The 20,633-nt window shown below is 72.5% G+C and carries 14 protein-coding genes; 4 read left to right on the top strand and 10 right to left on the bottom strand.

The genetic code is table 11. The features are described 5' to 3' along the window. Positions 1-12: 12 nt before the first annotated feature. Together ACN28G_RS09705 and surE are read left to right on the top strand one after the other, a co-directional pair. Positions 13-975 (top strand): 1-phosphofructokinase family hexose kinase, encoded by a 963-nt coding sequence (locus ACN28G_RS09705; protein WP_421478942.1) that lies wholly within the window; start codon positions 13-15, stop codon positions 973-975. Beyond that, the gene (surE, locus tag ACN28G_RS09700; protein WP_091437479.1) at positions 972-1,841 is read left to right on the top strand and encodes a 5'/3'-nucleotidase SurE; all 870 of its coding nucleotides are present in this window, start codon (positions 972-974) and stop codon (positions 1,839-1,841) included. The genes ACN28G_RS09705 and surE overlap by 4 nt, the downstream gene beginning before the upstream one ends. Positions 1,842-1,945: 104 nt before the next feature. On the opposite strand, the gene ACN28G_RS09695 is transcribed toward surE, so the two are convergent. From ACN28G_RS09695 to ACN28G_RS09665, 7 genes are all read right to left on the bottom strand, one after another. After that, positions 1,946-3,583, bottom strand: a complete 1,638-nt coding sequence (locus ACN28G_RS09695) for a cellulose binding domain-containing protein (protein WP_091437474.1) — start codon at positions 3,581-3,583, stop codon at positions 1,946-1,948. Positions 3,584-3,619: 36 nt separating this feature from the next. Continuing rightward, positions 3,620-6,463: a glycosyl hydrolase family 95 catalytic domain-containing protein gene (locus ACN28G_RS09690; RefSeq protein ID WP_421478941.1), complete on the bottom strand. Its 2,844-nt coding sequence runs from the start codon at positions 6,461-6,463 to the stop codon at positions 3,620-3,622. A gap of 22 nt (positions 6,464-6,485) precedes the next feature. Further along, positions 6,486-7,778, bottom strand: a complete 1,293-nt coding sequence (locus tag ACN28G_RS09685; RefSeq protein WP_421478940.1) for a cellulose binding domain-containing protein — start codon at positions 7,776-7,778, stop codon at positions 6,486-6,488. Between the two features lie 121 nt (positions 7,779-7,899). Further along, complete coding sequence (locus tag ACN28G_RS09680) at positions 7,900-9,225, bottom strand: cellulose binding domain-containing protein (protein ID WP_421478939.1); 1,326 nt, start codon at positions 9,223-9,225, stop codon at positions 7,900-7,902. A 10-nt stretch (positions 9,226-9,235) separates the two neighbouring features. Then, positions 9,236-10,942: a family 43 glycosylhydrolase gene (locus ACN28G_RS09675; RefSeq protein WP_421480886.1), complete on the bottom strand. Its 1,707-nt coding sequence runs from the start codon at positions 10,940-10,942 to the stop codon at positions 9,236-9,238. A 433-nt stretch (positions 10,943-11,375) separates the two neighbouring features. Then, positions 11,376-12,629, bottom strand: a complete 1,254-nt coding sequence (locus ACN28G_RS09670) for a lytic polysaccharide monooxygenase (protein WP_217628810.1) — start codon at positions 12,627-12,629, stop codon at positions 11,376-11,378. Positions 12,630-12,759: 130 nt separating this feature from the next. Beyond that, on the bottom strand, positions 12,760-14,754 hold the full coding sequence (locus ACN28G_RS09665; RefSeq protein ID WP_175440530.1) for an N-6 DNA methylase: 1,995 nt from the start codon (positions 14,752-14,754) through the stop codon (positions 12,760-12,762). A gap of 177 nt (positions 14,755-14,931) precedes the next feature. Between ACN28G_RS09665 and ACN28G_RS09660 the strand changes: the two genes are divergently transcribed. Together ACN28G_RS09660 and ACN28G_RS09655 are read left to right on the top strand one after the other, a co-directional pair. Next, entirely contained in the window at positions 14,932-15,144 is a 213-nt protein-coding gene (locus ACN28G_RS09660) for a hypothetical protein (RefSeq protein ID WP_091437461.1), read from the top strand. Continuing rightward, positions 15,141-15,854 carry a hypothetical protein gene (locus ACN28G_RS09655; RefSeq protein WP_091437458.1) on the top strand — a complete coding sequence of 238 codons (714 nt, stop codon included), beginning with the start codon at positions 15,141-15,143 and terminating at the stop codon, positions 15,852-15,854. Before ACN28G_RS09660 ends, ACN28G_RS09655 begins: the two co-directional genes overlap by 4 nt. 83 nt (positions 15,855-15,937) lie before the next feature. On the opposite strand, the gene ACN28G_RS09650 is transcribed toward ACN28G_RS09655, so the two are convergent. The 3 genes from ACN28G_RS09650 to ACN28G_RS09640 form a co-directional block, all read right to left on the bottom strand. Further along, positions 15,938-19,165 carry an FG-GAP-like repeat-containing protein gene (locus ACN28G_RS09650; protein WP_421478938.1) on the bottom strand — a complete coding sequence of 1,076 codons (3,228 nt, stop codon included), beginning with the start codon at positions 19,163-19,165 and terminating at the stop codon, positions 15,938-15,940. Next, on the bottom strand, positions 19,162-19,683 hold the full coding sequence (locus ACN28G_RS09645; RefSeq protein WP_229688629.1) for a hypothetical protein: 522 nt from the start codon (positions 19,681-19,683) through the stop codon (positions 19,162-19,164). Before ACN28G_RS09645 ends, ACN28G_RS09650 begins: the two co-directional genes overlap by 4 nt. Before the next feature lie 90 nt (positions 19,684-19,773). Next, entirely contained in the window at positions 19,774-20,625 is an 852-nt protein-coding gene (locus ACN28G_RS09640; protein ID WP_091437451.1) for a sugar phosphate isomerase/epimerase family protein, read from the bottom strand. Positions 20,626-20,633 lie beyond the last annotated feature (8 nt).

Raw genomic sequence — 20,633 nt, 5'->3', positions numbered from 1 at the left:
CAATACGCGGTCATGGATGAGCGTGTGATGGTGTTCGCTCCGGCACCGCTGTTGACGGTGACCCTGGAGCAGCAGGCCGATGCCGTCGAGTTGCACCTGCACCCGGGGGGCCAGGGCGTCTGGCAGGCCCGCATGATCACCGCGTTGGGCACACCGGTGACGCTCTGCGTCGCGCTCGGCGGCGAGGTCGGCGGCACCCTGCGCAAGCTGCTCGCCGACGAGGACGTCACGGTCCGCGCCGTCGAGCGGCAGGCCGGCTCCGGCTGGTACGTCCACGACCGACGCGACGGCTCCCGGTCGGAGATCGCCGACGACCCGGGTACGCCGATGGTCCGCCACGAGATCGACGAGCTGTACACCGTCACGTTGACCGAGGGGCTGCGCGCCCCGGTCAGCATCCTCAGCGGACCCGCCGCCCCCGACGTGGTCGATCCGGACATCTACCGGCGGCTCGCCACCGACCTGAGCGCCAACGGCGGCACCGTGGTGGCCGACCTCTCCGGCGCCTACCTCAGCGCGGTCGTCGAGGGCGGGGTCGCGGTGCTCAAGGTCAGCCACGAGGAGCTGCTCGACGACGGTCTCGCCGAGGACGACAGCGTCGAGGCGCTGCTGGCCGCCGGCCGCCGCCTGCAACAGCAGGGTGCCGCGTCGGTGCTGATCAGTCGGGCCGGTGAGCCCGCCCTGGCGCTGCTGGACGGCGGCAAGGAGCTGCTGGTGCACGCCCCGCCGTTGGAGCTGGCCGAGCACCGGGGAGCCGGCGACTCGATGACCGCCGGGGTCGCCTCGGTGCTGGCCCGCGGTGGCGACCTCCAGGAGGCGGTACGCATCGGTGCCGCGGCCGGCGCGCTCAACGTGACCCAGCACGGGCTGGGCACCGGTCGGGCCGAGGCGGTCCGGGAGCTCGCCGAGCGGGTCCGGTTGACCCCGGTCGACGAGGACGAGAAGGACGACGAGGCCGAGGGGGAGAAGGAGTGACCGGTGACCGGCCGGCCCGGGTGGTGGTGACCAACGACGACGGTGTGCACGCCCCGGGTATCCGGTGGTTGGCCCGGGCCGCCCACGAGCAGGGCTTCGACGTGGTGGTCGCCGCCCCGCAGGCCGAGGCGAGCGGGATGAGCGCGGCCCTGTCGGCGGTCACCGACGACGGGCGGGTGGTGTTCACCAAGACGGAGCTGGCCGGGCTGCCCGACGTGCCGGCGTACGGGGTGGCCGCCTCCCCCGCCTACATCACCGTGTTGGCCGGGCTCGGGGTCTTCGGCCCGCCACCGGCGCTGGTGCTGTCCGGCATCAACCGGGGGGCGAACGCCGGGCACGCGGTCCTGCACTCGGGCACGGTCGGCGCGGCGTTGACCGCCGGCAACAACGGCACCCGGGCGCTGGCCGTCTCGTTGGACGTGCTCTCCCCGGCGGCGGCGAGCGCGGGCAGCGGCGGGGCGGCGTTCGCGGTGCTGGACGCCGTCGACGACGAACGCCGCCACTGGTCGACCGCCGCCGACCTGGCGGGACCGCTGCTGCCGTGGTTGCTGGACGCGGCGCCGGGGACGGTGCTCAACCTCAACGTGCCGGACCTGCCGGCCGCCGAGGTCCCCGGGTTGCGCCAGGCCAGCCTCGCCCCGTTCGGCCAGGTGCAGATGACGGTCGCCGAGAGCGGTCAGGGTTTCGTCCGGACCGCCGTGCAGGAGCAGGGTTCCCGGCACGTCCCCGGCACGGACCTGGCCTGGCTGGCGCAGGGCTACGCCACCGTCACCGCGCTGCGGGCCCTGGGTCACCTGCCCGACGTGGTGGTGCCGACCGGGCCCGGCCGCGACGACGAGGATCCCGTTCCGGCCGGATCGGCCTGAGAATCCCGGCTACTCCCGCACCGGGCCGTCGTGTTGGTCACCCCGCCGGGGCCTCGCCGTCCCCGGCGGGGTGACGCCTTGTCCGGCCTGATGGCCGATCGCGATCAGGCGACGCCGCACGCCTGACCGTTGAGGGTGAACGCGTTCGGTCGGGTGTTGCTGCCCGACCAGCTGGAGATGAAGCCGAAGGTCGCGGTACCGCCGGGGCTGATCGAGGCGTTGTAGGCGACGTTCGTGGCGGTGACCTGGGCGCCGCTCTGGGTGTAGGTGGCCCCCCATGCCTGGTTCACCTGCTGGCCGTTGGCGAAGGACCACCGCAGGCTCCACCCGTCGATGGGCGTGGTACCGGTGTTGCGGACCGTCACGTCGCCCTGGAACCCGGCCGGCCACTGGCCGGTGATCGCGTACGTCACCTGGCAGTTGCCGGCCGACGGTGGCGGCGTGACGGTGGTCGGCACCGCGGTCGGCGTACCGGTGGGGGTGCTGGTCGGGGTGCCGGGCCCACCGCTGACCCGGTAGACGACCGTGCCGTGGCCGGGCACGCTCGCCGAGATGGCGCCGGAGGTGGTGCTGGTCGCGTTGGTCCATGCCTCACGCAGCGTGAAGGAGCCACCGGAGAGTCCAATCGCCGACGCGGTCGTGCTGATCGTGGTCGTCGCCGTGCCCTGGTTGAACAGGGCCACCGCGACGTCCCCGTTCGACAGCCGCTTGGCCAGCACCCGCCGGGTGCCGTCGAAGGAGACCTGAGTGGCCTGCAGGCCCAGTGGATCCTGGCTGATGCCGATCAGATTGGTGTTCGTCAGGATCGTCCGGGTGGCCGCGTTCATGTTGCGCAGGTCGTTGCCGGCGATCAGCGGTGAGGCCAGGATCGACCAGAGCGCGAAGTGGCTGCGCATCTCGGTGTCGGACATTCCTCCGCGCCCGACCTCCATCATGTCCATGTCGTTGAACGCACCGGGTCGGGCCCGCGCGGCCAGTGGCACGGTGACGTCGACGATGTTCTGGATGCCCATCGGATAACCGTTGGTCTGGCCGGTGTTCCAGGCGTTGGTGATGTCCTCGGTGGTGCGCCACATGTTGGACACGTCACCCCAGTCACGTTGCGGCCCGGTCTTGGTGTGGATGCTGTTCGAGTTGATGCTCAGCACGATGGGCCGACCGGTCGCGGCCAGCGCGTCGCGCATCCTGGCGAAGGTGCGGACCTGGTCGTCGATCGTCCCGCTGGGCGAACACCAGTCGTACTTGAGGTAGTCGACACCCCAGGCCGCGAACTGGCGGGCGTCCTGGGCCTCACGCCCCTGGGAGCCGGTGGCCCCGGGGTACGACCCGAAGAACTGCGCGCAGGTCCGGTCAAGTGGTGCCTGGTAGATGCCGAACTTGAGCCCCCGGGCGTGGATGTAGTCGCCCAGCGCCTTCATCCCCGAGGGGAAACGACTCGGATCGCCCTGCAGGTTCCCGGCCGAGTCGCGGTTCGGGTTCATCCAGCAGTCGTCGACGACGACGTACTGGTAACCGGCGTCACGTAGGCCGGAGCTGACCATGGCGTCGGTCATCTGTCGGATGAGGGTCTCGTTGATGTTGCAGCCGAAGGTGTTCCAGCTGTTCCAGCCCATCGGTGGAGTACGGGCGACGCCGTTGTTCAGGGCCAGCGCCTGCGACGTACGGAGCACCGTCGTGGCTCCCACCACGACCAGCAGTCCGACCGTCAACGCGGTCACCATCCGGCGAGCACGGTGTCTCATGATCTTGCCTCCTCGAGCCGGGGCACGCCCCGCCGGTCAGGTAGTCGTACAGGTCAGGTTGGTCGGCGGGTTGTTGGTGCTGCCGTTGACCGTGGCGATGAACCCGAAGGTGGTGGCACCACCGGCGGGCAGCGCCCCGTTGTAGTCGGCGTTGCGCACCGTCACGTTCGCCCCGCTCTGGCTGTGCACCCCGCTCCAGACCTGGTTGACGACCTGCCCGTTGGCGAAGGTCCAGGTGACCGTCCAACCCCGGATCGCCGTCGTACCGGCGGTGACCGTGACCTCACCCTGGAAGCCACCGGACCACGAGTTCGTCACCCGGTACGTGGCCCGGGCACCCGACGGCGCGGGTGGGCTGGTGGTCGGCGGCGTGGTGGGCGGCGTCGTCGGTGGTGTGGTCGGGGGTGTCGTCGGCGGCGCGGGAGTGGTGGGGGTGACCGTCGGGGTGGGCGTCACCCCGGGCCGGGCCGCCCGGTAGGTGCGGCCGGACCGGACGGTGAGCTGCACGACGTCGGTCTCCGGACGGGTGGTGGCCGGCGTGCTGCCGTCGCTGACGTCGGTGACGGTGAAGGCGCCGGTGAACAGCCGGGCCCGCAGCCGCAGGGTGCCGTCCCGGTCGGCCCGGACCACGATCTCGTCGGCCTGGCCGCTGCTCCAGGCCACCCCGACGGTGTACCCGCCCCGCCCGCGCAGCCCGCTCACCTGCCCGGTGGGCCACGCGGTCGGCAGCGCCGGCAACAGGTGCAGCTCACCGTTGTGGCTCTGCAGCAGCATCTCGGCGATGCCCGAGGTGGCCCCGAAGTTGCCGTCGATCTGGAACGGCGGGTGCAGGTCGAACATGTTCGGTGCCAACCGGTCGGTGCGCACCAGGTCACGAACGAGCTTGTGGGCGCGGGCGGCGTCCTCCAACCGGGCCCAGAAGTTGATTTTCCAGGCCAGCGACCAGCCGGTGCCGTCGTCACCGCGCAACTCCAGCGTCCGGCGCGCGGCCTCGTACAACTGCGGGGTGCCGCGCCGGGTGATCTGGTTGCTGGGGTGCAGGCCGTACAGGTGGGAGACGTGCCGGTGGGTCCGCTCCGGCTCGATCCAGTCGGCCAGCCACTCCTGGATGTTTCCCCGGGAGCCGACCCGCATCGGCGGCAGCCGGTCCCGGGTGGCACGGGCCTGGGCGCGGAAGGTGGCGTCGACACCGAGCACCTCGCTGGCGCGGGCCGCCGCGTCGAGCAGGTCCCGCAGGATCTGGTTGTCCATGGTGGGCCCGGCGCAGACGCTGACGTCGGTGTGGTGGGCCAGCTCCGGCGAGTTCGACGGGTTGGTGACCAGGTAGCCGAGGGTCGGATGGGTGACCAGGGTGTCCAGGAAGAACTGGGCGGCCCCCTTGAGGGCCGGGTAGTTGGTACGCAGGAACTCCACGTCGCCGGTGAACAGGTAGTGCTCCCAGATCAGGCTGGCCAGCCAGGCCCCGCCGGTCTGCCACATGCCCCACAGCGGCCCGTCGACCACCGACGCGCCCCGCCAACCGTCGGTGTTGTGGTGGGTGACCCAACCGCCGGCGCCGTACTGCGCCTGGGCCACCCGGGCACCGGTCACCGACAGGTCCCGGACCATGTCGAAGACCGGCCGGAAGCACTCCGACAGGTTCGTCGTGTCGGCCGGCCAGTAGTTCATCGGCAGGTTGGCGTTGATCGTGTACTTCGAGTCCCAGGGCGGAGTCATCGAGTCGTTCCAGATGCCCTGCAGGTTCGCCGGCTGGGTGCCCGGCCGGGACGAGGAGATCAGCAGGTACCGCCCGTACTGGAACAGCAGGGCGGAGAACTGCGGGTCGTTGGCGGACGCGTGTTGGGCGATCCGTACGTCGGTGGGTTGGTCGGCTGCGGCGGTGCGCCCCAGGTTGATGCGTACCCGGTCGAACAGCGCCTGGTAGTCGGCCAGGTGCCGGCTGCGCAGCTGGTCGATGCCGACGGTCCGGGCGGCGTTGAGCCGGGTACGGGCGGCACCCTGGTAGTCGCCGTTGACGGTGCGGTAGTTGACGTAGCTGGAGCCGATCGAGACCAGAACGGTCACGCTGGTGGCCCCGGAGACCCGCAGGGTGCCGCCGGAGCTGCTGACCGTGCCACCGGTGGTCACCGCGTGGGCCAGGGCCAGGAAGCGTACCGAGCCGGTGACGCCCTCCATGTTGCCGGAGATGCCGTCGAGGGCGATGGTGGCGGCGTCCGGGCTCGACCCGGTGGTGCGCTGCGGGCTGTCGAAGGTGGCGTTGAAGGTGATCGAGTTGGCCCGGTCGGCGGTCAACCGCAGCACGATCACCTGGTCGGGCGCGCTGGCGAAGACCTCCCGGGTGTACCGGACGCCGTTCTGCAGGTAGGTCGTGGTGACGGTGGCGGTGGTCAGGTCGAGGGTCCGGGTGTACTGCGACACGCCACTGGCCGCGCCGAGGGCGAGCCTCAGGTTGCCCACCGGCTGGTAGGCCAGCTGACCGCCCGGGGTGCCCATCATGGTCTGGTTGATCAGGTCCTGCGCCTGGCTCCACTGGTCGGCGAAGACCCGCCGCCGGATCTCGGCCAGGTTGGCCGCCCCCCGGCTGTTGGCCGAGTCGTACGGGCCGCCGGCCCAGATGGTGTCCTCGTTGAGCTGCAGCCGTTCGGTGTCGACGTTGCCGAACACCATCGCACCGAGGCGGCCGTTGCCGATCGGCAGCGCCCGCAGCCAGTCGGTGCCGGCCGCCTCGTCGTACCACAGGGCCAGGTCACCGGCGGCCAGCGCCTGCGGCGGTGCCTGGGAGCCGGCGCGGGCGACGGCGGTCCAGGCGGTCGGCACCAGCGCGGCCCCGGCGCCTGCCGCGGAGGCCTTGAGCACGTTCCTGCGGGTCATGTCCGTCATCGGTTTCTCCCAGCCGCTCCGGTCAGGCGCGGACGCAGGTGAGCGACGGTGTCGTGGCCGGGCCGCCGCCGACGAAGCCGAAGGTGGTGGACGCGCCAGCGGCCAGGTTGCCGTTCCAGGTCTCGTTGGAGACGTGCTGGGTGCTGCCGCTGGGGGCGTTACGGCCACCCCAGATCTGGGTGATGCTCTGCCCGCTGGCCAGTGTCCAGCTGACCCGCCATCCGGTCAGGGCGGTGCTGCCGGCGGTCACCGTGACCTCGGCCTGGAAGCCGCCCTGCCACTGCCCGACGGTCGCGTAGGTGGCGGTGCAGCCACCGGCCGGCGGATTGGTCGGCGGCGTGGTGGGCGGCGTGGTCGGCGGCGTGGTGGGTGGGTTCGTCGGGGTGGTGCCGGCGAACTGGGTGAAGAAGCGCCACACCTCGCCGGGGACCCAGGTCCGCGAGCCGCTGTCGCCACCGGCGCCGTCCTGCGGCGCGGCGATGTGCCCACCGTCGAACGCCGCCCAGACCACCGGGTAACCGGCCCGGCAGCCCGAGTAGCTGTAGACGGTGTGGGTCAGGCTGCCCGCCCGGGGCTCCGGCGGGTTCGCGGCCGTGCAGCCGTTGTTGCGGACGAAACGGTCCCGCAGCGACCGTCCGCTGGCGATGTTGTCGCCGATACCGTGCACCCCGAGGTACGCCACCGGCTGGGTGCCGCCGCTGCAGCCGCTGAGGGTGCCGGGCGAGGACTGCACCGCGACCGCGCGGAAGACGTTCGGCCGGGCACAGGCCAGCGCGTAGCTCATCCCGCCGCCGTAGCTGAACCCGACGGAGAACCGTTGGGTGGTGTCCACGCAGAGGTCGCCCTCGATCCGGCGGAGCATGTCGTCGACGAAGGTGACGTCCTCGCCGCCGGCGTTGGCCCAGCCGTTGCTGATGCCCTGCGGGGCCACGAAGATCGTGCTGTCGCCGGACAACCGCAGCAGCCCGTAGTACGCCCAGACGTCGCGCTGCACGGTCTGGCCGGTGGCCACGTCGACGGCGGTGCCGCCCCACCAGTGGAAGCCGAAGACCAACCGGTACGGGCGGTTGCGGTCGTAACCGTCGGGCAGCCGCAGGATGAAACTGCGGTTCTTGCCCCCGCTCTGGATGGTGTAGGTGCCGTTGGCCAAAGTGGGGGCCCGGCCGCAGCCTGCGGTCGCCGCCTGGGCGCCGACATCGGCGGGGGCGGCCAGGGCGCCGGCGGCGGACACCGGACCGGGGGTGCCGGTGAACACGATGCCGGCCAGGGCCACGGCGACCGCCAGGGCTCCGGTGCTGGTACTACGCCTTGTCATCAGACGTCACTCCTGTCGACGGGTGCACCGGGCGGGGGTGTCCCGGTGGACGGCGGTGCCGGTGGTGCCGGTGGTGGTCGCGGGCGGACCGGATCGGGTCCGCCCGCGACGGGCCGGCGGATCAGCCGGTGGTGCAGGTGGCGCCGTTGAGGGTGAACGAGGTCGGTCTGGCGGTGTTGCCGGTGTGGGTCGCCTGGAAGCCGATGCCGACCGAGGCTCCCGGCGCGATGCTGGCGTTGTACGCGACGTTGCGGGCGGTGACCTGCCCGCTGGCCGGGGCGAAGGTGGCGTTCCAGCCGGAGGTGATGCTCTGTCCGCCGGGCAGGTTGAACACCAGCGACCACCCGTTGACCGCGGTACTGCCGGTGTTGGTGATGGTCAGGTCCTCGGTCAGGCCGTTGTTCCAGGCGTTGACGGTCGCGGTGACCCGGCAGGCGCCGGTGCCCGGCGGCGGCGTGGTCGGGGGCGTGGTCGGCGGCGTGGTCGGGGGCGTGGTCGGGGGCGTCGTCGGGCTGGTGCCCTCGAACTGGGTGAAGAACCGCCAGGTCTCGGCCGGCAGCCAGGTCCGGGAGCCGCTGTCACCGGTCGCGCCGTCCTGGGGGGCGGCGATGTGTCCCTCGTCGAACGCCGCCCACACCACCGGGTACCCGGCCCGGCAGCCCGAGTAGGTGGTGCTGCGGTGGGTCAGGCTGCCCTGACTCGGCTCGGGCGGGTTCTGCGCGGCACAGCCGTTGTTGCGGACGAACCGGTCCCGCAGCGTACGGCCACCGGAGATGTTCAGCACGCCGTCGCGGATGCCGTGCGCGCCGAAGTACGCGATCGGCTGCGTACCGCCGCTGCACCCGCTGAGCTGGCCACCGGCGTAGACCGCGACCGCCCGGAAGACGGTGGCCCGGGCGCAGGCGACCGCGTAGCTCATCGCCCCGCCGTAGCTGAACCCGAGGGCGAAACGCTGGGTGGTGTCGACGCAGAGGCCCGCGTCGATCCGGCGGATCATGTCGTCGACGAAGGTGATGTCCTCTCCCCCGGCGTTGCCCCAGCCGTTGTTGAGGCCCTGCGGGGCCACGAAGATGGTGCTGTTGTTCGCCAGCCGCTGCAGCCCGTAGTACGACCAGACGTCGCGCTGCACGGTCTGCCCGGTGGCGACGTCGGTGGCGGTCCCGCCACGCCAGTGGAACCCGAAGACCAGCCGGTACTGCCGGTTGACGTCGTAGCCGTCGGGGACCCGCAGGATGAACGTACGGTTCTTACCGTTGCTCTGGATGGTGTGCGTTCCGCTGGCCAGCGTCGGTGCCTTTCCGCAGCCGGCCGTCGCCGCCATCGGCGTGACGTCCGCGGCGCGGGCGGTCCCGCCGAAGCTTGCGGGGAGCGTCACGGCCCCCACGCCGAGCACCATCAGGATGGCCAACGCCACGGCGGCCAGGTGGGATCTGTGCGGTGTTGTCATCACGGTGTCCTCAGTTCGCGGTGCAGGTGACGGTCGGGGTGGACGGCGTGCCGCCGCCGATGAAACCGAACGTGGTGGAACCGGCGGCGGCGAGGGCGCCGTTGTGGCTGGCGTTGGCGACCGAGACGGTCGAGCCGCTGGTGCTCAGCGTGCCGTTCCAGACCTGGCTGATGCTCTGGCCGTTGGCCAGACTCCAGCGCGTCTGCCAGCCGGTGATCGCCGCGGTACCGGCGGTGACGGTGACCTCACCCTGGAACCCGCCGCCCCAACTGTTGACGGTGCGGTAGGTGGCGGTGCAGCCGCTGCCGCCCGGCGGCGGGGTGGTCGGGGGTGCGGTGGTGGGCGGTGCGGTGGTGGGCGGCGGGGTGGTCGGTGGGGTGGTCGGTGGGGTGGTCGGCGGCGGGCCCGACCCCTGGTTGAACTGCCACCAGTTGACGTTGAACAGGTTGCCGCTGCCGCCGGCGAAGCGCAGGAAGACGTCCTGGGTGCCGGTGGCGCCGCTGACCGGGCAGGTGACGGTGGTCCAGGTCTGCCAGCCGCCGGTACCGCCGACGGTGCAGGTGCCCACGGTGGTGCCGTTGACGCTGCCCAGGCGCACCTCTATCCGGCCGCCACTGCCTGCCGAGGCCACCCGGGCGGTGAACGAGGTGGCGCCGGCACCGAAGGCGACCCCCTTGACCTTGACGTAGTCGCCGTTCTCGATCCAACCGACGTTCATCCCGCCCTCGCTGGCCGGCTCGGTCTCCACCCCGGACGCCCAGGCGATCGTCTCGGCCTCCTGGCGCACGTACGGGTTGAGGGTGCCGACCTGGGGTGCGCCGGTGGTGGTCATGTTGATCGTCGGGATGGTGCCGTCGGCCCGGTAGCTGAACTTCTCCACCGCCACCGATCGGGTGAAGCCGCCGCCGCCGGGCAGCGCCCCGTTGTGGTAGAAGAAGTACGAGCCGCCGTTGAAGTCGATGACGGCGGCGTGGTTGGTGAACGAGCCACCCTGCCGGGGCATGATCGTGCCGCGGTAGGTCCACGGGCCGGTCGGGCCGGGGGCGGTGGAGTAGGCGATGAACTCCGAGCAGCACTCGGCGGCGAAGACGTTGTAGTAGGTGCCGTTGCGCTTGTAGACCCAGGGCCCCTCCTCGTACAGGGTGGGCCGGCTGGGGTTGCCGCTGCGGGCGCCGAAGCCGGCCGCGGTCAGCGGGATCTGCGTCGGGCTGCCGGAGAACGAGATCATGTCGGCGTTCAGCCGCACGTACCACAGGTTCGGGTTGCCCCAGTACAGATAGGCCTGTCCGGTGTCGTCGATGAACGCGTGCGGGTCGATCTCCCCGTTCTCCACCAGGGGCCGGCCGATGGCGTCGCGGAACGGGCCGGTGGGGCTGTCGGACACCCCGACGCCGATGGCCATCCGCCCGGTCGCCCGGTTCTTGACCGGCACGTACCAGTAGAAGCGCCCGTTGCGGTAGATGGTCTGGCCGGCCCACGCGTCGGCGCTGGCCCAGCTGAAGGTGGCCAGGTTCATCGGTACGCCGTGGTCGGTCCAGTTCACCATGTCCGCCGACGAGTAGACCCGCCACTCCTTCATGGTGAAGTACGTGGAGCCGTCCTCGTCGTGTCCGGTGTAGAGGTACACCCGGCCGTCGTGCACCAGCGCCGCCGGATCGGCGGTGTAGATGGTCTGGACGATGGGGTTGTCCGCCCGTACCGCCGCCGGACCGAGCATGACCACGCAGAGCACGCTCGCGAGCAGGGCGACGGCACGTCGCGGGAAGGTTCGGGTCACGATGCTCTCCTTGCGCAGGACGTGATGCGGGAAGGCGGCGCGTCCGGCAGGGGTCGGCCGGCCCACGTGGGGGTCGGCGACCAGCCGTCCGTGTTAGCGTTAACAAGCGCTGCCCTGGCGCCCTGACACCGATGTGTGCGTGGGAGAACCCGACGCACCCGGCCCCCGGCGGCCAGCCATCGCGTCTACATGGACTCTCGTCGATGGCGCTGCGGACGTCAAGATGTGTCCGCCATGTTTCGCGAAAGTTTGGCACCGCCGGTCGCACCCCCGGCGGCGGAAACGGCACGGACTCGGCACCGCGCTCACCGTCGGGGCAGCACCGCACCGCCCCGGTCCCGACAGACGGGGCGGGGCGGGGCGGTGCCGGCGGTCACCCCATCGGCTCCCACAGCGCCGGCGTCCGGGTCGGCTCCCAACCGGGCAGTGCGATGTGGCCCTGGCGACACATGTAGACCACTCCCTCGAACGTCACGTGCGAGCCGGTCTCGTAGGGCGTCTGCGGTTGCCAGGCCGCGACCCCGCCGGCGGCCTCGGTCGGCGCGACCGCGTGCCAGAGGGCCGGCACCAGCGGCGGGTCCCAGCCGGGCTGTGCCGTGTGCGCCTGCACCGCCACGTAGGTCCGCTCCTGGTACGTCACCTGTGCTCCGGCGGGATAGGCGGTGCCGGCCGCCCACCCGGCGACCTCGCCCGACGGAGGAGTTTCCGGGGTGTGCGGCGCCCGTTCCGGCTCGCCCCCGCCGGGCTGTCCGGGTCGCTCGTCGTGCTCGTCGTGCTCGTCGTGCTGCTCGGGGGCGTGCTCGTGCTCGGTGTGCGCGGGCTGCTCCGGGGCGGGCGACTCACGCTCGAGGAAGACACCGCCGGGCGGCTGGACCTCCGGCTGCTGCGGCGGGGCCGGTGCGTCACCGCCGCCGAACGTCACGTCGGAGCAGGCGTAGAACGCCTCCGGGCTGTCCGTGCGCTGGTAGATCGTGTAGATCAGGTGCCGGCCCCGCTTGGCCGGCAGCTTCCCGTCGATCCGGAACACCCCGTCGCGCAACTGCGGACGGTCGGCCCGCAGGAACGGCTCGGACTCCAGGTCGGCCCAGGTCAACGGCTTGTCGGGCTGGTAGCCGTCCCGGGTGACGTAGAACTCGAAGGTGCCCACGTGGGGCGCGGTGCCGTGCCAGAGGAACCGGTGGTCACCGCCGGAGGGCAGGCTGGTCGCCGGCCAGTCCGCCCGGGGCAGGTCCAGGCCCCGGAACGCCTCGTTGCCCGCGCTGCACAGCTTGCCGTCCGGAATGACCTGCCGGTGCCGCCCGGCCACGTCGGACACCAGGACACCGTTCCAGTCGTAGACGGGCTGACTGCCGCCGGCCTCGCGCAGGGCCTGACAGGCCGGCGAGCGCGGCGTCTCCGGCCCCTCCTGGTAACAGAGGTAGATCCGGCTCGCCGGGGACTGCATCGAGCCGTGCGCCGCCGCCGGCTCGTCACCCATGGCGACCACCCCGGCGAGGACGGAGCCACCGGCCAACAGCACCGCGGTGGCGACCGCGACACCCCGGCGGACCAGCGGTCGGGCCGATGCTTCCGACGCGTTGCCGGTCGGGCCGGGCCCCGTCACGCGCCCACCGAGTCTCAGTCTCATCTCACACTCCTCGTTCCGCTCGGGCGGCCGCCGCCGCCACCCGCATGACGGGCCGAAGAGTGGTCCGGTTCACCCGACCGGGTCAGAACTTTGAGCAAAGACTCAGGTCACCGCCCCGACGACCAGGGCTTCAGTCGGGCTGCCCCTCGGGCAGCAGGGCGCCGTCGGCGAGACCGTCGCCGGTGAGGCGGGCCAACTCGGCACCGAGCACGCCGACTTCCGCCAAGGTCGCCTCCCAGGCCACCAACCGCTGGTACGCCTGCCCGTGCCCGCGCTGCTCGTCGAGGGAGAGCCGGCGGATCTGCGCCCGCCGCACGTCGATCCGGGTACCGGAGAGGCTCGCGCTCTGCCGGTCGTTGCCGGAGCTGCGCAGCTGTCCGGCCAGGAACCACGGGTCCAGCGCGCCCGGGTGGGGGCGCAGCAGGTAGAGCTGCCCGCCCAGCAGGGCCCCCGGCGTGCTGACCACCCGGGGGACGATCTGCGGGGCCGCCACCGGCACCACGACGTCCCCGACCAGCAGCTCGACCCGTTCGGACAGGGTGCCGTCGTCGTACCCGGAGGGATCCGTGCCGGCCACGACGTCCCGCCCGGTGAGCACCCGGGCCGGCGTCACGTCACCGTCGCCCGGGCCCGCGCCCCCCGGGCCACCGGGCGCCGCGCCCGGTGCGGCGCGGACCGGGCCGATCAGGTGCAGGGCGCCGGTGCGGACCAGCTCGGCCACCGACAGGGTCTCCGGTGCCGGCGCACCCGACGCGGCGGCTGTTACCTGCGGCATCAGCGCCGAGAGCCGGGCGACGGCGTCGGTCAGTCGCGCCCTGGTGCGGACCAGGTGCTCCGCGGTGGCACCGCGCCCGATGGTGGGCTGTCGGCGCGCGGGGGTCAGATCGACATCCTCGTCGAGCAGCTCGATGACCGGAACGGCGCGGGCGAAGCCGTCCCGGTCGACCTCGGCGTCCCCGGCGGCGAAGGCCCGCCAGACGGCCCGCACCCGTGCGGCGGTCCCGGCCAGGCCGCCACCGGCGGCGGTCCCGACCGAGCCACCGGCGGCGGCGGTCCCGACCGAGCCACCGGCGGCGGCGTCGACCAGGAGCACCCGGGGCGGCGGCGGCGCGTCGGGCGCGGCCCGTCGCAACACCCACAGGTGCAGGGGTACGGCGTGCGGCGCGGCCGCCCCGGCCGGGAGGGCGACGACGGCCCGCAGGTGGCCACGACGCAGCAGCTCACCCCGGATCCGTTTGCCGGCTCGTCGGCTGGCCACCGTGGGCGGCATCAACAGCACGGCGTGTCCGCCGACCCGCAGATGGGCCAGGGTGTGCTGGACCCAGGCCAACTCCGGCTCGGTCCGGGGGGTGGTGCCGACGATCCAGCGTGGATCGTGGCCCAACTCGTCGTCACCCCAGTTGGTGGCCCCGAATGGCGGATGGCAGACGACGGCGTCGACGGCCCGGCCGGCGAAGGCGTCGGCGCGCAGCGAATCCCCGGCGACCACCTCCCCCGGCACGTCCCGCAGGGCCAACCACAGCCCGGCGACCGCGGCCAGGTCCGGATCCAGCTCCTGCCCGTAGGCGTGGGTGCAGCCGGCGCGCACGGCGGCCCGCAGGAGGGCACCGGAGCCGGCGGTCGGGTCGAGCACGACGCCACCCGCCACGTCGGCCAGCCCGACCATCAGGTCCGCCAGGTCGTCCGGGGTGGCGAGGGACCGCCCCGGCCCCGGTGCGCCGAACCGGTGCCAGAGCTGGTCGAAGGCGCCCTGCGGACCCCACTCGTCGGCGAGGGCGTCGAGGTCGGGCAGCAGCGGGGCCAGTTGCGCGTCGACCGGGCCGGTCGGCACACCACGGTGCCGGTCGAGCAGCCGCGCGCCCACGGCGGCGAGGCCGGCCGTCGGGGAGCCGCTGACGGCGGCGAGGTGCCGCCAGAGCCGGTCGGCGGTGGCCAGTTCGGGAAGCTTGCCCTGCACCCGCAACCACTGCTCGACCTCGACCAGGTCGAACTCGGGGCTGGCCACGGTGCCGCCCACCGGAGCGGGGAAATCGGGGTGCCGTTTGCGCCAGTTGCTGACCGCGGCCCGACCGACCCCGGCGAGCCGGGCGATCTCCGCCGCCGTGATGGTCGGGTTCTCCTGCACGCGGCCAGTTTCGCACGCCCGTCAAGGACGGAACGTCTGTTGACGCCGCCCCTGAATAGGTGATCTCACCGTCGATCCGACCCCGGCACCGCAGCAGTCGGATCAACGACGCTGCCCGCACCTGCTCCCCCGACCACGCGGAAGGCTAGGGTCTACCGTGGACGCGAGAGGACGACCATGACAGCCAGCCCACCCGAGCGGGGTGAGATCCGGGTACAGAACGGCGTGGTGCAGACCTACGACGGCCAGCGCTGGGTGCCCTACCGCCGGTTGGTCGAGGCCGACCCCGGCCCGTTGGTGCGCGCCGAGCCCGACGACGGGGCGACACCGGGCCAGGCCGACCCGGACGACGGGGCGGCACCGGACCAACCCGACGACAGCCCGTCGTGAGCGCCGCGACCGGCGACGGCGAGCCCCCGGACGTACCGTCGGGGCCGTCGCCGTTGGACGCGGTGCCGGACATGCGGGCGACCGCGAAGTGGCTGGTCGCCGCCGCGGCCGCGGTCGGCTCGCTCCTGCTCGGCGTCGGGCCGCTGACGGCGGTCGGCCGGGTCGGCACCGCCGGTGACGCCCTGTGGGCCTTCGTCGGGCTGGTCGTCGCGCTGGCCGGGGTCGGCGTCGGCATCTGGTTCGCCGCCGAGGCGCTGACCCCGCCGGTCACCACGCTGGCCACCCTGGACACCCCGGCCCTGGCCGGGCTGCGGGCCCGGATCGGCACCGATCCCGGTGCCTTCTATGGACCATTCGGCGACAGCGTGACCGACCTGCGGGCCGGCGTCACCACCCACGCCGCCGCGGCGGCTCAGCTCGCCATCCTGCTCAGCCAGGAGCGGGATCCGACGACCCGGACGGTGCTCGACCAGGCCCTGCGGGACGCCCAGGCCAACGAACGCCTCGCCCGGCAGTTGCAGCGACGGCTGCTGGAGTTCGTGCACGTCTGGCAGGTCCGGCAGGCGCTGCGGCGGTCCCGGATCGCCACGCTCGCGGCGATGGCCGTGGTCGCCCTGGGCGCGGTGCTCTTCCTGCTCGCCACCGCCGACCGGCCGGTCGCCACCCCGGCGCCGACGCCGAGCCCGTCAAACTCCGCACCGCCGCGCTAGCGCCCCCGCCGCCGGTCGCTCGGGTCGCCGAACGGCCGCGGGCGCCACCGGGGAGAAGGTGACGCCCGCGCTGGTTGCCCGGCTCAGCAGGGCAACCGGTTCGCCACCACCAGTGCGCAGGGATCCAGGTCGACATCGACGTCCGGGGTCGTCGGCGCCTCGGGCATCGGCGCGTCCTGGGCGACCACGTACCCGTGGAAGGTCCAGGCCCTGATCTGGCCGTTCGGGCTTTCCACCAGGTAGTCGGCCCGACGGTCACCGTTGAGGTCGGCGAACCGGACCTGCGAGCCGCTCGCGCCGACCCCGGAGGCGACCAGACCGTCGAACCACCACCCGAAACGGCCGTCCCGGTAGTGGTTGAGCCAGGCCCAGACCCGGCCGGCGGAGTCCACCAGCAGATAGTCGGCGCGGAAGTCACCGTTGAGGTCGGCGAGGTGGATCTCGTCGCGCGCGGTGTGCAGGCCGGGTCCGATCCGCCCGGCGTAGTCCCAGCCGTACCCGGTCGTCCGCCGGTTCAGCCACACCTTGAGCGCACCGTCGCCGTCGAGCACCACGTAGTCGTCCTTGCGGTCGCCGTCGAGATCGGCGAACCGCACCTGTTCCTTCGGTGCTCCGGCCCCCGGGGCGATCACCCCCGCGTAGTCCCAGCCGAAGCCGCTGGACGGGGCGTACTTGTTGATCCAGGCCCTAGTCGCGCCGTTGTCGTCGAGCACGAGGTAGTCGTCCTTGCCGTCGCCGTCGACATCGGCGAAGCGGACCCGCTCCCGGCCCGGAGTCACGCCGGTGGTGATCCGTCCGGCGTAGTCCCAGCCGTAGCCGCCGCCCTGGCTCTGCCGGTTGATCCACGCCGCGACGGTCCCGTCCGACCGGACCGCGATCCAGTCCGCCCTGCCGTCACCGGTCAGGTCGACCATGCCGTTGCTGGTGGAGGTGTCCGGGTTCTGGCCGACGACGCCCTGCCAGTCCCACGCCTGCGGGCGGCCGTACTGGTCGTTGAGCGCGGCGGCGGCCCGACCGGCGGAGTCGACCAGCAGGTAGTCCTCCTTGCCGTCACCGTTGACGTCCGCGAACCGGACCTGGTCCCGGTTCGCCCCCCTCGCCGTCAGGGTACGGCCGTGGTTCTGCCACTCGATCGTCGGTGGCCTGCCGCCGGGCGCCTGCACGACGACCCGGGGAACCGTGTTCAGCCAGACGTTCACGTGCGCCTCGTCGTGCACCACGAGATAGTCGTCGCGGGCGTCGCCGTTGACATCGGCGAACCGGACCCGGTCCCGGGTCGCCCCGACCCCGCTGGCCACCTGACCCATCCACGACCATCCGTACGTGCCGCCACCGTGGTACTCGTTGGCGTAGGCGGTGACCCGGCCCTGGTCGTCGACGACCAGGTAGTCGTCCTTGCCGTCACCGCTCAGGTCCGCGAAGCGGACCTGCTCCCGGGTCGCCCCGACACCGGTGGCGATCACCCCGGCGTACGACCAGCCGAAGTTGCCGGCCGGGGTGTACTCGTTGATCCAGGCCGACACCCGGCCCGTGCCGTCCAGCACGAGGTAGTCGTCCAGGGTGTCACCGTCGACGTCGGCGAACCGCACGTTCTCCGGGACGGCCCCCACGCCGGTCGCGACGACGCCGCGGTAGCGCCAGCCGTACCCGTCACCGAGCGTATGCGCGTTGGTCCACGCCTTGACCTTTGCCTGGTCGTCGAGGACCAGGTAGTCGTCGAGTCCGTCACCGTCGACGTCGGCGAAGTGGACGCGGTCGCGGGTCGCGCCGACCCCCGGGGCGACGAGTCCCTGCCAGCGCCAGCCCGTACCGGAGGCGGTGCTGTCGTCCGAGAGGGAGTCGGGCGCCTTGCCGGTGGTCGGCGTGCACGCCCCGGCGTCACCGGCGACCGGGTCGACGATGATGCCCTCGGTACGGGCCGCCTTGACGGCACCGAGGAACGCGTCGGCCATCTTGCGGTACCCCTCGGCGTTGGGGTGGACCGAGTCGGTCAGGTCGGCCCTGGTCACCGCGCTCATGTCGACGACCCGGACGCGCTCGCCCGCCGCCCGGTGCCGGGCGACGATGCCGGGAATCGCGGCGTTGTACGCCTGCACCTGGTTGTTGGTGCCCTGGTTGTACGCCGGGACCAGCTGCGCCACCAGGACCGTGGTCTCCGGCGCCAACCTGACGATCTTGGAGATCAACGCGTCCAGGCGCGCCGGAGCACCCGCCACGTCGACGTTGTACGACATGTCGTTGGTGCCGATGTGCAGCAGCACCACGTTGGGCCGGTGTCTCGGAATCGCACACTCGACAAGCTGGCCGATCTGATCGATCCGCCAGTACGGGTGGCCCTCGTGGTTCTTGTCCGGCAGCGTTCCGCTGCTCTGCGAGCCGACGAAGTCCAGCACCGCCTCGTCCGCCAGGCCGTTCCAGAGCCGGGCACGGTATCCCGTGCCCTCCGGGTCCTGCACGCCGACGCCGTAGGTGATCGAGTCACCGAGAGGCATCACGCGCAACGCCGACAGGCCACGGGGGGTGGGGGTCGGCGAACCGGTCGGCGAACCGGTCAGCGGAAGCTGCTGGAAGATCGCGTCGTAGAAGACGTGGTACACGGAGCCGAAGTACTTCTTGCAGCCTGGACAGGCGCGGCCGACGCCCTGGGCCATCTGCTGGATGGGGGCCGCGATGACCGCCTGGAAGAACGCCCTGCCGTCGTTCTGGACCACGCCGACGAGTTTGTACTCCCACAGCCAGGCGAGTCCGCCGGCGACGACCGCGGCCAGCAGATCAGCGCCCCAGGCGTGCGGATTCCTCAACTCGCCGTCCCGCAGGTTCTCCGCGCCGCGGGAGACGAAGTTGGCCACCAGCTCGGAGACCCCCGCGCAGCCCGCGACCTGCGGCGGGTCGGCCACGTTGGCACCGCGTTGGGCACGCCAGGCCATGCAGAGCCCCTGCACGATCGGTTTGCCGACACTGCCCATGGTCGAGATCACGAACGCCGTCCATTCCTTCTCGTTCTCCTCCGACGCCGGGCCCGGCACCTCGAAGACGACATCGTCCGCGGCCGGATCGACCCGGATGAGGACCGCCCCCGGCAGGGCGTCGCCCGAGGGCACGTCGTACTTCTTCCGTACCGCGCAGCGGGCCAACTGCTCCGCGGACATGTCGCGGATGTCGCCCACACACACCTCGTCCCGTTTCCGCAGTTCACCCGGGTCGAGCGGCATATCGTCGTCGCGGTCGTAGTAGCGGGCCGGATAGGTCTGGTTGAGGGCGGTCTCGATGTACGACTCCTGCCAGGCCGAGTACCCGACCCCGAAGGTCACACGGGAGTCGTCGGCGGCACGGGCCGCAACGGCCGTGGCGGACAGGGCCAGCACCACGGCGAGAAACGCACTGAGCGCACCACGGACGGGTAAGCGGGGGAACATGGCGCGGATGCTATGGCGCTGCGCGCTGCACCGTCCATTGTGTTCTGAGTCACCGGCACCTGCGTCGCCCGCGCGCCGCTGAGCACCGGACGGGCCGACGCGGCGGCCTGCCACACCACCCGGTACCCGTTGGTCCCGGAGTCGGCGGCGGTCATCCGCAGCGGGGAGGTGAGCCGGTACACCCCGTCGGCGAGCTCGACGACGATGTCACCGGACATCGCGCCGGTGCGGGCGCGGACCGCGGTCTGCGCGCCGGTCAGCGAGCACGGCGCGGCGGCGGTGCAGTCGGTACCGCTGCCCGACGGCGCGGCGTAGAGGGTGGTGGTGGCGGCGAGGGCGGGTGCGGTCGAGGCGGCGACGACGGTCACGGTGGCCACGGCGGTGACCACGACGGTCGCGGCCGCGGCCAGCACCCGCCTGCGGGTGGCCCCGGGGACGGTACGGACACGGCGGGATCTCCTTACTCGGATGGCGGTGCCGGTGGTGGTGGTGCCGATCGGGTGTCAGCGGAGCAGCTGGCGCAGGTAGGTCAGGCTGTCCGTGGCGAGCTGGTCCTGGCTGGCGGCCAGCGGTCGCCAGATCGACGCGGCGGTGGCGATGGTGTCGTTGTCGGCGGTGAACGACTCGACGCAGACCGCGCCCCGGTAGCCGGTGGTGGCCAGGGTGGCGAAGAACCGGGGCCAGTCCAGGTGGTCGGCGCCGACCGCGCCCCGGTCGGTGCCGCTGACCTGGACGTGGGTGAGGTACGGCCCGGCGGCGGCGAGCGCCGCGTACGGGTCGGCCTCCTCGATGTTCAGGTGGTACGTGTCGATCATGATGCCAACGTTCGATGGCAGCCCGTCGATCAGCTCGACGGTCTGCGCGACGGTGTTGACCACGCTTGTCTCGTACCGGTTGAGCGCCTCCACGCCCAGGCCCACGCCCCGCTCGCCGGCGTACTCGGCGACCGGGGCGAGCGCCCGACGGAAGTCGGCGTAGCAGGCCGCGCGCTCGGCCGCCGACATCCGCCAGGTCCGGCCCACCGAGGCGTACACCGGTCCGCCGACACACGGCGCGCCGAGCGCCGCCGCGCTGTCCACGCAACCCCGCAGGTACGCCGCGCTGGCCTCGACCACCGCCGGGGCGGCGGCCACCAGGTCCCGCCCCGGCGGGGTGACCGCGCAGACCCCGGCCGCGACCAGCCCGTGCGCGTCCAGCAGATCCCGGGTACGCCCCGGATCCCAGTCGCCGGGTTGCTCGATCGGCAGCTCGACGGCGTCGAAGCCCATCCCGGCGATGCGGGGCACCAACTCGGCCAGGGCCGCGTCGTCGACCGGTGAGGCCCACACCCAGGGGTTGACGCCGATGGCGTACACCGGCTGCC

Source organism: Micromonospora sp. WMMA1923, from assembly GCF_049179195.1.
GTDB lineage: Bacteria > Actinomycetota > Actinomycetes > Mycobacteriales > Micromonosporaceae > Micromonospora > Micromonospora yangpuensis.
This window is presented reverse-complemented; position numbering and strand designations above follow the sequence as displayed.

What these genes read in the sequence shown, in the direction of transcription:
- ACN28G_RS09705 (WP_421478942.1), top strand. Translation starts at nt 13, where the DNA reads ATGGATGAGCGTGTGATGGTGTTCGCTCCGGCACCGCTGTTGACGGTG.
- ACN28G_RS09695 (WP_091437474.1), bottom strand. Translation starts at nt 3,583, where the DNA reads ATGAGACACCGTGCTCGCCGGATGGTGACCGCGTTGACGGTCGGACTG.
- ACN28G_RS09690 (WP_421478941.1), bottom strand. Translation starts at nt 6,463, where the DNA reads ATGACGGACATGACCCGCAGGAACGTGCTCAAGGCCTCCGCGGCAGGC.
- ACN28G_RS09685 (WP_421478940.1), bottom strand. Translation starts at nt 7,778, where the DNA reads ATGACAAGGCGTAGTACCAGCACCGGAGCCCTGGCGGTCGCCGTGGCC.
- ACN28G_RS09680 (WP_421478939.1), bottom strand. Translation starts at nt 9,225, where the DNA reads ATGACAACACCGCACAGATCCCACCTGGCCGCCGTGGCGTTGGCCATC.
- ACN28G_RS09675 (WP_421480886.1), bottom strand. Translation starts at nt 10,942, where the DNA reads ATGCTCGGTCCGGCGGCGGTACGGGCGGACAACCCCATCGTCCAGACC.
- ACN28G_RS09670 (WP_217628810.1), bottom strand. Translation starts at nt 12,629, where the DNA reads ATGAGACTGAGACTCGGTGGGCGCGTGACGGGGCCCGGCCCGACCGGC.
- ACN28G_RS09660 (WP_091437461.1), top strand. Translation starts at nt 14,932, where the DNA reads ATGACAGCCAGCCCACCCGAGCGGGGTGAGATCCGGGTACAGAACGGC.